This is a genomic window from Streptomyces aureus (genome assembly GCF_001418135.1).
Lineage (GTDB): Bacteria > Actinomycetota > Actinomycetes > Streptomycetales > Streptomycetaceae > Streptomyces > Streptomyces aureus_A.
Window position 1 is genome coordinate 1 of the sequence record NZ_LIPQ01000483.1, and the last position, 13,740, is coordinate 13,740.

13 protein-coding genes, 1 tRNA gene and 1 pseudogene are annotated in these 13,740 nt (G+C 66.4%); 8 read left to right on the top strand and 7 right to left on the bottom strand.

Annotation, left to right across the window (positions count from 1 at the left end):
• Positions 1-95: 95 nt before the first annotated feature.
• Positions 96-1,553 (bottom strand): hypothetical protein, encoded by a 1,458-nt coding sequence (locus AOK00_RS31365; RefSeq protein ID WP_055603579.1) that lies wholly within the window; start codon positions 1,551-1,553, stop codon positions 96-98.
• A 215-nt stretch (positions 1,554-1,768) separates the two neighbouring features.
• Between AOK00_RS31365 and AOK00_RS31370 the strand changes: the two genes are divergently transcribed.
• The 5 genes from AOK00_RS31370 (at position 1,769) to AOK00_RS31390 (ending at position 6,629) form a co-directional block, all read left to right on the top strand.
• The gene (locus AOK00_RS31370) at positions 1,769-2,062 is read left to right on the top strand and encodes a hypothetical protein (RefSeq protein WP_055603580.1); all 294 of its coding nucleotides are present in this window, start codon (positions 1,769-1,771) and stop codon (positions 2,060-2,062) included.
• A gap of 542 nt (positions 2,063-2,604) precedes the next feature.
• Positions 2,605-3,867 carry an ice-binding family protein gene (locus AOK00_RS31375; protein WP_055603581.1) on the top strand — a complete coding sequence of 421 codons (1,263 nt, stop codon included), beginning with the start codon at positions 2,605-2,607 and terminating at the stop codon, positions 3,865-3,867.
• Between the two features lie 255 nt (positions 3,868-4,122).
• A complete protein-coding gene (locus tag AOK00_RS31380) occupies positions 4,123-4,734 on the top strand; it encodes a DUF5819 family protein (RefSeq protein ID WP_055603589.1) in 612 nt (203 codons plus the stop codon).
• On the top strand, positions 4,724-5,953 hold the full coding sequence (locus AOK00_RS31385; RefSeq protein WP_055603582.1) for an HTTM domain-containing protein: 1,230 nt from the start codon (positions 4,724-4,726) through the stop codon (positions 5,951-5,953). Before AOK00_RS31380 ends, AOK00_RS31385 begins: the two co-directional genes overlap by 11 nt.
• Positions 5,954-6,254: 301 nt before the next feature.
• Positions 6,255-6,629 carry a hypothetical protein gene (locus AOK00_RS31390; protein ID WP_254047579.1) on the top strand — a complete coding sequence of 125 codons (375 nt, stop codon included), beginning with the start codon at positions 6,255-6,257 and terminating at the stop codon, positions 6,627-6,629.
• Between the two features lie 170 nt (positions 6,630-6,799).
• On the opposite strand, the gene AOK00_RS31395 is transcribed toward AOK00_RS31390, so the two are convergent.
• Entirely contained in the window at positions 6,800-7,270 is a 471-nt protein-coding gene (locus tag AOK00_RS31395; RefSeq protein WP_159041883.1) for a hypothetical protein, read from the bottom strand.
• A gap of 428 nt (positions 7,271-7,698) precedes the next feature.
• Here AOK00_RS31395 and AOK00_RS31400 point away from each other — a divergent pair, with 428 nt between their 5' ends.
• The gene (locus tag AOK00_RS31400; protein WP_107097501.1) at positions 7,699-8,247 is read left to right on the top strand and encodes an SMI1/KNR4 family protein; all 549 of its coding nucleotides are present in this window, start codon (positions 7,699-7,701) and stop codon (positions 8,245-8,247) included.
• 136 nt (positions 8,248-8,383) lie between these two features.
• On the opposite strand, the gene AOK00_RS31405 is transcribed toward AOK00_RS31400, so the two are convergent.
• The 3 genes from AOK00_RS31405 to AOK00_RS39785 form a co-directional block, all read right to left on the bottom strand.
• Complete coding sequence (locus AOK00_RS31405) at positions 8,384-8,836, bottom strand: hypothetical protein (protein ID WP_055603585.1); 453 nt, start codon at positions 8,834-8,836, stop codon at positions 8,384-8,386.
• Positions 8,837-8,988: 152 nt separating this feature from the next.
• Positions 8,989-9,057: transfer RNA gene (locus AOK00_RS31410), tRNA-Thr, on the bottom strand.
• Between the two features lie 436 nt (positions 9,058-9,493).
• On the bottom strand, positions 9,494-9,982 hold the full coding sequence (locus tag AOK00_RS39785; protein WP_216822279.1) for a hypothetical protein: 489 nt from the start codon (positions 9,980-9,982) through the stop codon (positions 9,494-9,496).
• 125 nt (positions 9,983-10,107) lie between these two features.
• Here AOK00_RS39785 and AOK00_RS37775 point away from each other — a divergent pair, with 125 nt between their 5' ends.
• On the top strand, positions 10,108-11,451 hold the full coding sequence (locus tag AOK00_RS37775) for a Fic family protein (protein WP_159041884.1): 1,344 nt from the start codon (positions 10,108-10,110) through the stop codon (positions 11,449-11,451).
• A gap of 481 nt (positions 11,452-11,932) precedes the next feature.
• Here the strand turns inward: AOK00_RS37775 and AOK00_RS31425 are convergent, their stop codons facing one another.
• Both AOK00_RS31425 and AOK00_RS31430 read right to left on the bottom strand, forming a co-directional pair.
• Entirely contained in the window at positions 11,933-12,613 is a 681-nt protein-coding gene (locus AOK00_RS31425; protein WP_055603587.1) for a YdcF family protein, read from the bottom strand.
• Positions 12,610-13,404, bottom strand: a complete 795-nt coding sequence (locus AOK00_RS31430; RefSeq protein WP_055603588.1) for a GntR family transcriptional regulator — start codon at positions 13,402-13,404, stop codon at positions 12,610-12,612. The genes AOK00_RS31425 and AOK00_RS31430 overlap by 4 nt, the downstream gene beginning before the upstream one ends.
• Positions 13,405-13,557: 153 nt before the next feature.
• On the opposite strand from AOK00_RS31430, the pseudogene AOK00_RS31435 reads away from it, so the two are divergent.
• Positions 13,558-13,740, top strand: a pseudogene (locus AOK00_RS31435) (hypothetical protein); the annotation flags it as partial.

Below are 13,740 nucleotides of genomic sequence, written 5' to 3' on the forward strand. Positions count from 1 at the left end.
CGACGGGCACGGGTGCGACGGGCACGGGTGCGACGGGCCCGAATGCGATGCGGCGGGCACGGGTGCGATGCGAGGAGAGACCGTGCGCACCCGGCTCAGGGCTGCTCCGCCTGTTTCAGCAGCCCCTTGACGGACACTTCCGAGTTGACGAGGACCCAGCCGAGCCCGTACCTATCGCCCTCCCTCTTCGTCTCGGCATCGTCCAACTCCGCGTACATCTCCTGGATCGACGGGCTTTTGTCCCGTCCCGCGAGGTTGATCGAGGTGACCAGGCCTTCCGTGATCTCAGTCGGCGACCAGAACGCCACCACATATCGCGGCTTGCGCGTCACGTTGATCAAGTTGGTGTTGTAGCGCACTCTGCCGTGGTAAATCACGTACTCGCCGCAGTCGTCGGGGGCACAGCGCCCACCGTCCGCCTCGACCCAGGAGGCTTCGGCGTAGAGATCGTCGTCGAGCTTTCCGCGATCCTGCCGCAGGAAGGCGAATTTGAGAACGGCGTCCAGCGTCTCGAACTCCGTGTCCTTGGGAAGAGTGATCATCCGCTCCATCTTGAACTCCTCCCCGATGTCCAAGGTCGACCACGGCCCCTGGAACTGCCCGGATGCGATGATCTCAGGGGTGGACTCGCTCACGAAGGCCTGCGCATCGCTGTTCCATCTACGGTCCCCCTCCTCAAGCATCCACTCCCCCATCCCCTCACCCTTCGGGGCGAATTCCGCCATGTTTCCGGAGACCGTGTAGTCGTCGACGACGATGTACACCGGGATCCCACCGGCGTTCTTCGCGTAGAGCTTCAGAGGGACGTGCATGTAGGGCGAGCCGGCGTCCGTCTGCGGCTTCCCGAATTCAGCTCTCAGGACGAAGTGCAGGGGAGCGGCGATGGGTTGGTACAGAATCGAGTAGCCCAGGCTGACAGCTGTCAGTGTTGCCGTGGCGGTGACGCCTGCCGCGAACTTCCTGGGGTGCGGTATCCCTCGCCACACCTTTTCGCGGATGAGGACGTGGAGGGCCCACAGCGACCAGAGCCACAAGGCGAGAAAGACCACGACCGTGCGGATGAACTCCCGTTCCTGCAGCCACAGGAACAGGAGAAGAGTCGTGGTGGCCAGAGTCATGAGCACGGCCAACAGGACCAACGCTCCGGACAGCCTGACCTGCCGGCGGCCCCAGTGGTCGACGACCGCCGGCAACGCGGCCCCCTGAACCACGCCGGCCAACAGGAACAGAACACCGACCAGCCGTTGCGCGAAGGTCAGCGCCCCCAGCGCGTCGGCCCAGCCGATGACGAAATGGAGGCCTGTCGAGCCGAGCAGCCCCACGATCATGAGGCCGATGACCAGGCGTCGCCTCCAGCCCCGGCCGTCGGGCCAGCAGCCGCTGTCACCACCACGCCAGTGAACGCGCGAACAGTCGTCGAGATCCATGTCGTCGGGGTAGCCCAGGCGGCGGAGCACCTCCCGCAACTCACGAAGCGACCAGGCGCTGCCCACCGTCTTGCCATGAATGGTGATCCGACGCAGACCGCGCCGGTCAGGCGGCTCGACGACCACCCAAGGTCGTATGCCCATGGCCCCAGCCTCGGCGCCCCACCAGCCATGTGCACGCCGAACTGCTGCGTTGGACTGAATCGGGACCCCCGCGGACAGGCGCCACGGGGCCCGCGACAACCGAGGGTTACGCCACTCTGCGCACTCGCCCGATCACCTGACGCTAGGATCGCGGGCGCCGCCGCGGCCACGCGGCGGACCGAGAGAGGGGCACCTGAATGGCCATCATCGTCACCTTCGACCTTCCCGGCGCCGGGCAGGAGCTGTACGACGCGGTCATCGAGCGCGTGACCGACGGGCAGGGCTTCACACGGTTCGCGGACCTGGGAGACCCAGGCCTCGTCTCGCACGCGGCGGGACCGGTCGACGGAGGGTTCCGCGTGACCGAGGTCTGGGAGAGCGCGGAGGCCCTCGAAACCCACGCGAAGACCTTCGGCCCGATCCTGGCCGCCCTCGGCCACGCCGACGTACAGCCCACGATCATCCCGGCACACAACGTCGTGGTCCGCTAGGACCACTCGCCGTCCCCGCGCATGCCGAAGACCCCCGACCGCGAGCGGTCGGGGGCTCGCGCCGACCTTGAGGCGCGTGAGTCCCGGGCGTCTGCGCAGGCCACAGCCTCAAGGCGGTACACCGCCCCTTGCCGGTCCACGAGGAACTGTCCGCGGCTGCATGCTTTGCACGGCCCACGGACGGCCCGGCGGATGCCCCGATCGCCACGCCCGTTCCGGCGGCGTTCGCGAGATCACCCGGTCGGCGGCATCTCTCCAAGCGCGGCGGGGTTGGCTTTATTGCGCATATGTGCGGCCCTACGCCGCATGAGCTGGTCGAGCCTCACTTTTCGGGGGAATGTAGAATTATCGACGGCACGATTCTGAATATTTTCACCGCACTTCGCGCCGTTGAATGTGTTTGTATTAATCCCCCCTCCCGCCCCTGCTCGGCACCGGTATGTGAAATTTCCTGCGTAATATGCGGCGACAGCTAGAAGGCTTCCGGGTGACCGGTAGGGCGCCCGGCATGCCATGGCCCCCCCACAGAAATTGGCCTCTTGATGAAGCTGCACATCCCGCAACCGGCTGATCGCCGCATTCTGTCCGGCGGACTGGCCTCAGCTCTCGCCGCAACGGTTGCCACCGTGATGGTCGCCATTGCGCCGACGCAGGCGTTGGCCATCGCGACGCCCGTACCTCTGGGCACCACCGCCAGCTACTCGGTTCTGGCGGGTCAGGGAGTCACCAACACCGGCCCCACGGTGATCGACCACGACCTCGGGACGCACCCGAACCCGTCCATCACCGGATTCCCGCCCGGTCGAGTGCTCGGCGCCGTGCACGCTGCGGACGCTGCGGCCCTCCAGGCCAAGAGCGATCTGATCGTGGCGTACAACCAAGCTGCCGGCCAGGCCGAGGACTTCGACCTTCCGGCGGCGATCGGCTCAGGGACGTCCGGCCCCACAGAGCTGATCCCGGGCGTCTACACGAGGGACCCCGCCGGCAGTGTCGGACTCACTGGCGACCTGGTCCTGAACGCCGGGGGAAACCCCAACGCGGTCTGGGTGTTCCAGATTCCCACGGCACTGACGACGGCGACCTCCAGCCGGGTCCTCCTCACCAACGGCGCTTCGCCGTGCAACGTGTTCTGGCAGATCGGTAGTTCGGCGGAACTCAACACGAACACCACCTTCGTTGGCACCATCATGGCTCTGACCTCGATCTTCCTGCGAACGGGGACGAACATCGAGGGTCGTGCGCTGGCCCGTAACGGCCAGGTGACGATGGACAACAACAGGATCTTCCTCGGCGGGTGCGCCACCGGTGGAACGACGGCCGGCACGACGACCGGGGCTACCGCGGGCACGACCACCGGGGCGACCGCAGGAACGACGACCGGCACCACGACCGGGGCGACGACGGGTACGACCCTGGGCCTGATCGGTGGCAGCCTCATCGGCGGACCGAGCGTCGGCCTCGTGAGCGGCGGCACCTCGGGCAACATCTCCGGCAACACCTCCGGGAACACCGCGGGCAACACCGCCGGGAACACCACGGGTGGGGCCACCTCGGGCATCACCGCAGGGAACACGACCGGCGGGGCCGTCACCGGCGGGCACGGCGGCAAGCCGGACCACGGCGGACCGGAGCAGGGCGGACCGGGCCACGGGGACCACGGCGGACCGGGCCACGGAGACCACGGCGGACCGGGCCACGGGGACCACGAGGGACCGGGCAAGCCGGGCCACGGCCACGGCGGCCACGGCGAGGAGCCGCACGGACACTTCGGCTACGCCGACAAGCCCACGGGCCACGCGGTCTAGGCGGCAGCCTGCTCGAAGCCGGTTCATCACAGCGGCGCGCGGCGGAATCCTCACCGAATCCGCCGCGCGCCGTGCGCCGTGCGCCGTCGGTGAGAGTCGTAGCGACCTCGGGCGCGATCAACACACAAGAGAAAGACAGGGTGGGCGGTGTCGAGCGGAATTGAGTCAGCGGCCGTGGAGGAACTTCAGCAGTCCGATTCCGATCCGGTCTCCCCACCACGTCATGACGGAGGGGGTACGGCGGACAGGTGGCCCATCGGTGCCCGTGCGCTGAAGACGGCGCTGTACACCGCCGTTCTCCTGTGTCTGGTGACCACCCTGGTCCATGTCGTCATGGTGTTCCTGCACGTGGCCCCCTCCAACCCCGTGTCGAAGCGGTACAGCGAACGGGTCAACGGATGGGTTTACCCCCTCTTCGAACAGAATTGGCGGCTTTTCGCCCCGGACCCGGACTCCTTCAACCGGCAGGTCCTGGCGAGAACCGCACACACCGACTCCAACGGATCGGTACGGGTGAGTCCCTGGTTCGACCTCGCCGCCGTGGACAATGCCGCGGTCGAGCACCATGCATTTCCGAGCCACACGGCGCAGAACCTCTTGCGCCGCGCCTGGAGCTCCTACATCGAAACACATGGAGGAAGCGACACGGCGCGCTCGGACCGGGCCGTGATGCTGCAGAAGTACCTGAGCAACATCGCTGCGGACCGCGTCGCCGCCCACAACGACGGCGGCACCTTCGAATTCATTCAGCTCCGGGTCATCACGCTGCCCATCGCCGCGCCCGGCACACCCGTCGGCAGCCCCCCTCCGGCGCCCACCGAGAACCGACTCCTGCCCTGGTGGAAGGTGACCCCCCATGGGAAATGAGCAGATCCCCCAGCCCCCCACGGCGGCCACACCGCACCGGCCCGTCGGCCGCGGGACGTCGCTCGTCGGCACTGCCCGCCGGTGGCTCCTCGACCGGGTCGCCATTCTGTGGGCGCTTGTCACCGGCAGGCCGGTGTCCCTGTACGCCGCCTCGGTTCTGCGTATCGGCTACGGGCTGCTCTACCTGATCTTCCTGCTCCGCGAATTCCCGCACCGCGCAGAGATCTGGGGCCCGGACTCCCCCTGGACACCCGCACTGGCAGCACAGCTCTTCGACCAGACGGGCTGGAACAGCATCCTGATCCTGTCCGACAGCCGTGCCTACTTCGAGCTCTGCTACGTACTGGCGATCGTCACGTCCGCACTCTTCACGCTGGGCTGGCGGACCCGCGCCATGTCCGTCCTCTTCGCCATCGTGGTGACCTCGTTCCATGCCCGAGCGATCTTCATGACGGACGGGGGTGACAACCTGGTCCTGCTGATGTCCCTCTACCTCGTGCTCACCGCCTGCGGCCGCCGCTGGTCCCTGGACGCACGCCGCGAACGGCTCAGGGCGGCACGTGCGGGCAACACGACGGATCCGGCGAGGAGCGTCAACGCGCAGCAACTCCGGGACGCGCGGATCACCTTGACCACGGTGGTGCACAACTGCGCGATGTTCGTCATCGCGGCACAGGTCTGCTTCCTCTACGGATCAGCCGGCCTGTACAAGGTCCAGGGCCCCACCTGGGGTGGCGGCACCGCTCTCCACTACGCCCTGAACCTCGAACTGTTCCAGCCCTGGCCCGCGCTCTCTCACCTTGTGGTCGAGTACCCCATGGTGATCGCGATCGTCGGCTACGTGACGGTGCTCCTCCAGGTCGCCTTCCCGTTCGTGCTCTTCGGCAGGCTCAAGTATCCCGTTCTGGCCGTGCTGCTCGGCATGCACGTCGGTATCGCCGTCCTCATGGGGCTGCCCCTCTTCTCCGGCGCGATGATCGTTGCGGACGCCGTGTTCCTCCCCGACCGCTTCTACACCTTCCTGCCTCACCTGTGGCGACGCGCAACACGGCACGGGACGCGACGGCCGGCACCGGGCCGACCGGCCGGATCCGGATCCGTACCCCCACAGAGCGGCCGGCCCGGCGTACCCACCGCGTCCGACCCGCAGCACCGAGCCGCTCCGACCCTGCGGAAGGACGCGAAACTCGCCACCGGGCTCGCGCCCGACCAGACCTGAGCAAGGCGCGGACAAGTTCGATCCGGGCCCGCTGCGGCGGCTTTCGTCGATTGGTGCGACGGCCGGGCAGAGGTGCGGTGTACGCACCCGACCGGCGTCGTTGATGTCAGCCGCTGATGTCAGCCCCCGCACGGGGTCTTTGCAGGGGGGCGACGCTGTTGAGCGATCGGGCCTGTCCCTGGCATGGCGGAGGATGGTGCGCATGTGCGCTCTCTTCGACCCCCCTGAGCCTCGCCGCGTCTCGCCGGGCGAGTACCCAGTGTGGGACCAGGCTCTCGCCCTTCTGAACCGGGACCTAGCGGTGACGCTTCCCCAGCTGGAACCCCTGCAGCTGCTGGCCGTTCCGTCCTACGACGCGGAGGAGCCGGATAACGTCTCCGTCGCCATGGCCAACGGCGAGTGGCACGGCAACCACTTGGACCCGAACTCACAGGACAGCCTTGCCTCTGCACTGGCGAGCGTCGCCGATGCCGCGCAGGAGACCGTCATGGAGCTTCTGTGGCAGGCGTGGCCCCTGTGCCCCGAGCATGGCATGGGCATGCATCTAGGGGAGGACGCGGAAGAGCGACTGTCCTGGTGGTGCGCGGGAGAACGGTTGCGTCGCGGCCCGGCTCATATCCACGCGGCCGTGGGCGCACTCGACGCTTTGGGAGCGTCGATCCGTACACAATCTTGAAAACCGTCGTGGCAGCGATGTCACCGTGGGTTCAAATCCCACACCCACCGCAGGTGAACGGCCCCTGACCAGCGATTCCGGTCAGGGGCCGTACGCGTCTCCCGGATGATTTTGTACCGCGGTTCCCCGTGAGACCCCGTCTGATCGGGCACGCGAGGGGCACGTCCAGGTCAGGTTCGAGACACCAGCTCGATCGTCACAGGTGCCGCTGATTCAAGGTCGATCGTGTCTCCGTCGTTCTCGGAAAGAGCCTCGCCGGGATATTCGGCAGGCACTACGACCAGCATCGTGTGAGGACGGGGAAGCCAACCCACATCCTGCGGAGGGTCGTAGCGACCGACATCGATGACCCGCACCAACGTCTCGGGTATGCCTACGAGGCAGCCGTCACCGACGTGCAAGTTCCATGGCTCAGGATCAGTCTTGAACAGACTCATGGTCCAGTCCGGGGAGTCAGGCGACATCGCGAAGGCCCTCCGGCCGTTCCACCTGATCTGAAACTGCGGATCGATCTCGGCCCACGGCCATTCAACCGAGACGTGGAAACGAGACACCTCGGCCACTCGGCCTTCGGCCGGCGGGCAGCTGACTCTCAGGACGTCGCCGACCCGGAACTCGTAATGCGGTGTGTCCTTGCCCATGGCTGCCCCCACCGTTGCTCGCTCCGAGAGCTGCACCGTACCGACTGCCTCAGCCCCAGCTCTCCCTGGCTTCCATCCCGTCTGCCGTCGACCCGCACACCGTGGAGCGGGCGCAGGTCCAGACGGCACGCTCATCAGCCACGGCGAGACCGGCACCGACGCGGAGCGACCACACCGACCTCCGCCACATCGCGGCAGCAGCTGCTCCCCGTCCACCCCTTCCCGGTGGTGCGGTCGCCTCACGCTCCCGTCATCCGTGACGGCGGGGGTACGGCGCCCCGCTCTACTCAGGCCCGGCAGTCGGCCGACCCTGCGCAAGAGGCCACCCCCCTCCCTCGCTGCTAGCCGTCTTCGGGCCGCCCGTCTTGGCCGCAGAAGACCCGACAGGACGGCGCTCTCTGTCGCAGGTGCCTGACAGGATCCCGACCGTGATAGCCATCGAAGATCTCGTTCCCCGCGTAGCGGCGAAGGCCAAGGCCACTGCTACCGCCTTGCCTCCCGTCGCCACCGCCGAGGAGGTTGCCGAGGCGGAGGCAGTTCTCGGCTTCGCCCTCCCGCCCCTGCTGGCGAGCCTGTACCGGGAGGTGGCCAACGGTGGCTACGGCCCCGATTACCAGCTCCTTCCGCTGGTTGGGCCAGGGCGTACGGCGCTGAGCGAGTACCAGTCCGAACGATCCGCCTCGGCCGAGGACGAGGCACCGTACTGGCCGGCGGGCGTGCTGCCGATCCTCGACTGGGGATGCGCCATGTACGCCGCGGTGGACTGCCTCAGCGAGAGCGCCACGGTCCTCCTCTTCGACCCGAACGCCATGACGGACGACGGAGCCGCCGCCTGGTTCGTCGACGCCGAGAGCCTGGCCAAGTGGCTCGAAACCTGGCTTGCCGGAACAGGCTGGTACCGGGAGGACGCCGACGAGTACGAAGACGTGGCGGAGCCGACCCCGTGGGAGATGGCCGCCTCCCGGATCGCGGAGTGAACGAACCGCGGGATGACCGCTGAGTTCACTCGGTGGGGCGGCTCCTCAAGCGAAAGCGGCCTGGGGGCCGCCCCGACTGTGGCTGAGTGCGCTGGATGCCTGACTGGCCCGACCTCATGTTCGGCGCGGGGTCGAGTCAGTGGAACCAGACGACGAGACGCACGTTCTCCGCGCCGTGGACTTCGCTGAGGATGCGCATGACTCTCCAGACGCGGCCCCAGTCGGTGTCGATTCCTGCGGCCGATGCACGACTTCGTGTGCCGGAGGCGTCCGTCTCCTGCCAGTCGGTGGCGGACAGCTCGGCCCAGGTCACCCATGTCGTCCCGTACACGGAGTCGGTGCCGCCGTAGCCGGCGAACTCACGACGCAGCCCTTCCGACGCGTCATCCGGGAAGCCACGGTCCTCAGCAAGTGGACGGAAGCCGAAGTAGTTGTGGATACCGAAGAGACACGCCAGGCCGTCGTAGGCGTTGCCCCTGTTCAGCAGGAAGAGGTCGATGCCCGCTTCCCAGACTGCATCCTCATCGTCCGGACCCCACAGCCGGGCCCCCGGTCGGCACTCGATCATTCCGCTGACATCGGTCGACATGGCGGGATCCTGCCCGCCAGGCCCGGGAGCCAGCAGCCGCATTTCGCTCTGCGCGCTCGCGGCCGTCCTCGACCGGCCGCTTCCCTTGATGTCACCCGTAGATGTCGAAGACCCCCAACCAAGATCGGTTGGGGGTCCTCGACGTTCCTACCTGGAGCCCCCTGTCGGGTTCGAACCGACGACCCCCGCTTTACAAGAGCGGGAGGGCGAACCTCGGCCCGACCTGCACAGACGCTGCGCAAGCTGATCGACACCCCAGAGCCCGAACACGCCCCTCGTTCCCCGTGGTTCCCCGTACGATCTGGCACGGAAGTGGCACGGTCCTGGCCAGTGTCTGTCAGTGCGTCGGGATAGCGTCCACCTGCGCGCGGTCGGCTTCCGAGGTGTCCAGCTCTGTAGTGCAGCTGCATCCCTGGCTCTGTCCGGGGGCGGCCCGGTGCAAGTCCGGGACCCAACCGACGTCCAGGCTCCGCCGATGGCCAAGAGTGCCCTGCCAGCGCCGGCCGCGCGCGAACCCTCTGAGTCTGCCCGTGCGCGGCAACGGCTCCGGAGGGCGCGTGCTCCTAAGGCGTCTGTCCAGGTCAGCGGCTTACCGGCAGGTGGCCAAGTCCTGTCGGTCCACGAATAGGCCGCATCTCGCGAAGTCGCGCTTGGACGTCACCATGCAGTGATGTGGGGACAGAGGGCGCGCTGTTGGTACCCACCAGGCACATCGGCCCCTATGACTGCCCAGAACCCCTCGGAGCTGCGGAGGTGCCCACCCAGTGTGTGCCAAGAAAAGCCCGGGTGCTCGATCCGCAGCGCCGCGAGGCCAGCAGAGGCCAGGCCGCATCGCTGGTACTCCGGCAGCGTGTAGGGCTGCTCGACCCACCCGAGCTGACAGTGAGAGCAGACCTGGTAGTCGACGCTGAAGGCAAACTCGCCATCCAGGTTGGCTGCCCGCTGACGCCAGCCATGCCGTTCCCCGGAGACGGTGTCCTGCCAAGGAGTGTCTAACTCCGGCTCGCTTACCCACCCGCGCCGCCGACCGAACCGCCCGCTGCTCACCGACTGCAGCATCTCGCGCCAACGTTCCCGCCCAGACACCCACCCCACCTCATGCGCCTGACAGGCTAACTTCTGTGCTGCCTTCTGGTCGATGGTCACGAACTCATCCTTCCCTGGGGGCTCGTGCGACTATGCCCGTCGCCCACGGACGGCACGTCCTCTCCTGGCGGTCAGGATCGGCAGAAAGCCTGCCGCAGGCGAGTTCAAGCCCGTACGGTTGGCTCATGGGAGAGGTTGATGACATCTTCGCGGGCACCCCTTACCTGATTGCTGAAGACGAGGCTGCTATGTCTCGTTTCAGAATCGTGCAAGAAAAGGCAACGCGTTCGCGGGAAAAGTCAATTGCCGTTCAGGAGCGAATCGCCCTTGAAGGGCAAGAGATGTTCGAGCCCTATGTTCGAGCAATCAGGACTCGACTCGTTGCGGAAAGTAATCGCATCGAAGGGTACGACTGGACTTACAGGCAGGTCAATGAAGTTGCCCTTACATACAGGGAGCTACTGCAGGCGTCTGTGGGTTCCTTGATGCAGGCGGTCAGGCAAGACCCGAGAGTTTACGAGGCGCTCGGGCTCTACAAGGCGCACGAAATCGCAGACGAATGGGCGCGCGGTTCTGTGAGGCCGCGCGAGTTTGAGATGCGTTCGCTGCATGAGCTGATCGCCAGCGGGGAAGCGTACGCCGGCCGGTATAAGGAAGTAGAGAACGAAATCGGCGGCACCAGGCATCGCACCTCGGCCCCTTGGGAAGTTCCCATTCATATGAGTGAACTTTCTGACTGGTGGCAGCAATGCGACGTGAATCCCGCATTGGAGGCTACGGTTGTTCATGCCTGGCTCACGCACATCCATCCATTTGAGGATGGAAATGGCCGAATGGCCCGTCTGCTCGCCAATATGTCCTTGGCGCGGAACGGATTCCCACCTCTCTTGGTGCGTTCAGGAGTGGACCGCGGGCAGTATTACGACGCTCTGGCGCGAAGTGACGAGGGCGACATGTTGCCGCTCTATGACCTGTTCGTTCTGGTGCTGAATCGGACGGTTCGGCTCATGTCGCGCCCGGACTACGTCCGAGAAATCGTAAAAGATCGCCTGTTGTCCACCGTGAGGGACAGGTTTGATCTCTGGAAGATCCTTCCAGATCAATTCTTCCTGGCCTTGTCGGACGCACTCAAAACCCGAGGGTGGTCGGTACTACTCCAGGGAAATCCTGACTTGAGTTCGTATGCCCTACTGGAAGATCTTGATCTTGAGGGGAATTCTTGGTTCGGGAAAGTTCTGGATGGAGACCGAGTGCCGCAGTGGCTCCTCTGGTACGGGTTCAAGAGCGAGGTTCTGCGTGACCTTGATGGGTCGGCGAAGCGATATCCGTCAATCTTTGTCTCTGTGCGAGATGAGAACCCCGAGGCTGTCCACCCGTATCGTCCGCTGAAATTTGATGAAGGTCCAGTGGAGGAGATCGTCCTGCGGCCTATGGAGCCTAAGACGGTTCTGCTGCGTCGAGGCTACGAAATAGAGGAGAAAAGCATTCTGGACGCAGCGAAAATCTTGGCGGGTGAACTCGCGTTTTGAGTCTCGCTTAGCGATCCAGGGGCATCCAGCACTCGCCCGACTCCCATCCCGTCTGCCGTCGACCCACACTCGGTGGAGCAGGCGCGGTGCCGGGCGTCCAGGTGGAGCGCGCCACTGTACGAACGACCTGGACGCCCGGTGCCGTGTCTGCTCGGCTCCGCCTGGGTCGACGGCAGACGGGATGGGAGTCCCCCACCGCTACACCCCACCGGTCGGCACCCGCACACGGAGCCCCCTCCATCCCGGAGCCTGAGCGCCCCCGCCGGAGGCATCGTCTTGAGCCGCACTCGCGTACCGCCTCGGCCACATCGTGGGTTCGCCACCCATCAACCCGAGCTGTCAGGCGTGCGGACGGCGGCCGGGCTGGAGCGGGGCGCAGACAGGAGCGCAGGCCCGGGCGACGGGCCGCGCGCGCCGCGCCGTGCGCGGCGGGTGCCTTGATGAGGTAGAGAAACCTGTAACAGCTGCCCCGACTACGGCTCTACGTGGTGGGCTTGAGGACCTCGCCCTTGCCATCGCGGAGCAGGCGGCTCATGTATCCGCCCTGGGCAAGTCGGTCGTACGCGCGGATCACATCGGCGGGAACCTGCTGGCTGATCATGAAGCCCTGTTCCGGGTAGACCAGTAGTCGCTGGAGGGCGCCTACAAGCATGTCGATGACCATGCGCGCGTCGCCGATCGAGTCGACGTAGTCCTGGAGTGTCATGGGGCTCGAAGCGCTGACGATCTCGACATCGGGCCAGAGCTTCCGCGCCGTGGCGTAGGCGCGCCGCTCTTCGTAAGGCTTGCTGATCAGCAGGACTGAGGACACCTCGATGCCGGCCTCGGCCAGGAGGTCCCGCGAGAAGCGGATGTTATCGCCGGTGTTGCGGGCCCGCGGCTCCACCATCACCGCCGAGTCGGGAACGCCGAGTTCGATCGCCCGCTCGCGGTAGTGCACGGCTTCACCGCGGGGCATGCGTTCGCGGGTCGTCGGGCTGGTCGCCCCGGTGAACACGAGGAGGGGAGCCATGCCGCGCTTGTACAGGTCGACTGCGGCGTCGGCTACGCCCAGGTCGTGGCTGCCAAGCCCGATCGCCACTGAGCAGGGCCGGGGCGTGTGGCCCATCTGGTGGTAGTCCCACAGACGTTGCGTGTCAGCCCAGTCCTGAGTGGAGATCACTGCTGGCCGTTCCTGTCCTTCGCCGAGTCCGGGACCTTGAAGTCGTACTCCCACGCGAAGCGGGAAGCCGCGTGCACTCCGATGGCGAACTCGACCACTGTGCCGTCAGCCGTGTACGTCGTCCTGTGCAGCTCGACCACGGGTTCGCCCGGCGGGAGCTGGAGGAGTTTCGTCTCGTCCGCTGTCGGGGTGCGGGCGAAGAGCGACTCCTTCATGTGGTCGATCTCGTAACCCGCGTCGTACAGGACTCGGTATCCACCGCCTCGGCCGGCCGGACCGGGGGTGGGATCGACCAGGCGGGTGCCCTCGACGTGCTCGGGGCGGTAGTAGCTGGTCAGGGTGTGCGTCGGCTGGTCGCCTTCCTTCACCAGTCGGGCTCGGGCATAGACCGGAGCTCCGTTTTCCAAGCCATGGGCAGTTGCTACCGCTGCGGGGGCGTCAACGAGGCTGACCGTCTGGGTCTGTTCGTTCCGGCGGTACGTCCGTCCGGACGCCACGCGATCCGCGATGAACGCCACCTCGTCGCCGTCGCGCCACTTCGCCTTGTCGTATCGGGCGATGCCGAGTCGCTTGAGTGGTACCTGCTGGCGCACCACAGTCCCGTGGCCCCGCGTGGAGGTGACAAGGCCCTCCGCTTCCAGGGCTTTGTAGGCGGCATGGACGGTGGCCTTGGAGCCTTCGCCTGCCTCGACCTGCGCTCTGATCTGCGGCAAGGCTTGGCCCGCCTTGTACTCACCCCTCCTGATCTGCTCGGCCAGCTTGTCCGCCAGCTCCCGCCACTTGGGCGCCATCACGTACCCCTCTCGACAGGAACAAGTCAAACACAGTCCTAGGACTGTTGACAGTCCTAGGACTACGCGCCACTATCTATTCAGTCGCTCGCAGTCCTAGGACAGCGAGTTGGCAGTTCCAGTTCGGGCTGCCCAACAACGTAGGGAGTGCTGATGCCGTCCTTCAAGATCGACACGTCGACCGCTGTGGTGTTCGTGGCCACGGCCCCCGCGCCGAAGCTCGTGAGCAAGCAGACCGGTGAGAGGGCGGTGGACCGGGAGACCGGTGCCGGGCTGTCCACGGTGGGGCTGCTGATCTCGGACGAAGGGGAGGGCAACCTCTACCAGGTGACCGTG

Bases quoted from the DNA above. Each gene is read 5' to 3' on its own strand.
- AOK00_RS31370 (WP_055603580.1), top strand. From the start codon at position 1,769: ATGGCCATCATCGTCACCTTCGACCTTCCCGGCGCCGGGCAGGAGCTG.
- AOK00_RS31375 (WP_055603581.1), top strand. From the start codon at position 2,605: ATGAAGCTGCACATCCCGCAACCGGCTGATCGCCGCATTCTGTCCGGC.
- AOK00_RS31385 (WP_055603582.1), top strand. From the start codon at position 4,724: ATGGGAAATGAGCAGATCCCCCAGCCCCCCACGGCGGCCACACCGCAC.
- AOK00_RS31395 (WP_159041883.1), bottom strand. From the start codon at position 7,270: ATGGGCAAGGACACACCGCATTACGAGTTCCGGGTCGGCGACGTCCTG.
- AOK00_RS31405 (WP_055603585.1), bottom strand. From the start codon at position 8,836: ATGTCGACCGATGTCAGCGGAATGATCGAGTGCCGACCGGGGGCCCGG.
- AOK00_RS37775 (WP_159041884.1), top strand. From the start codon at position 10,108: ATGGGAGAGGTTGATGACATCTTCGCGGGCACCCCTTACCTGATTGCT.
- AOK00_RS31430 (WP_055603588.1), bottom strand. From the start codon at position 13,404: ATGGCGCCCAAGTGGCGGGAGCTGGCGGACAAGCTGGCCGAGCAGATC.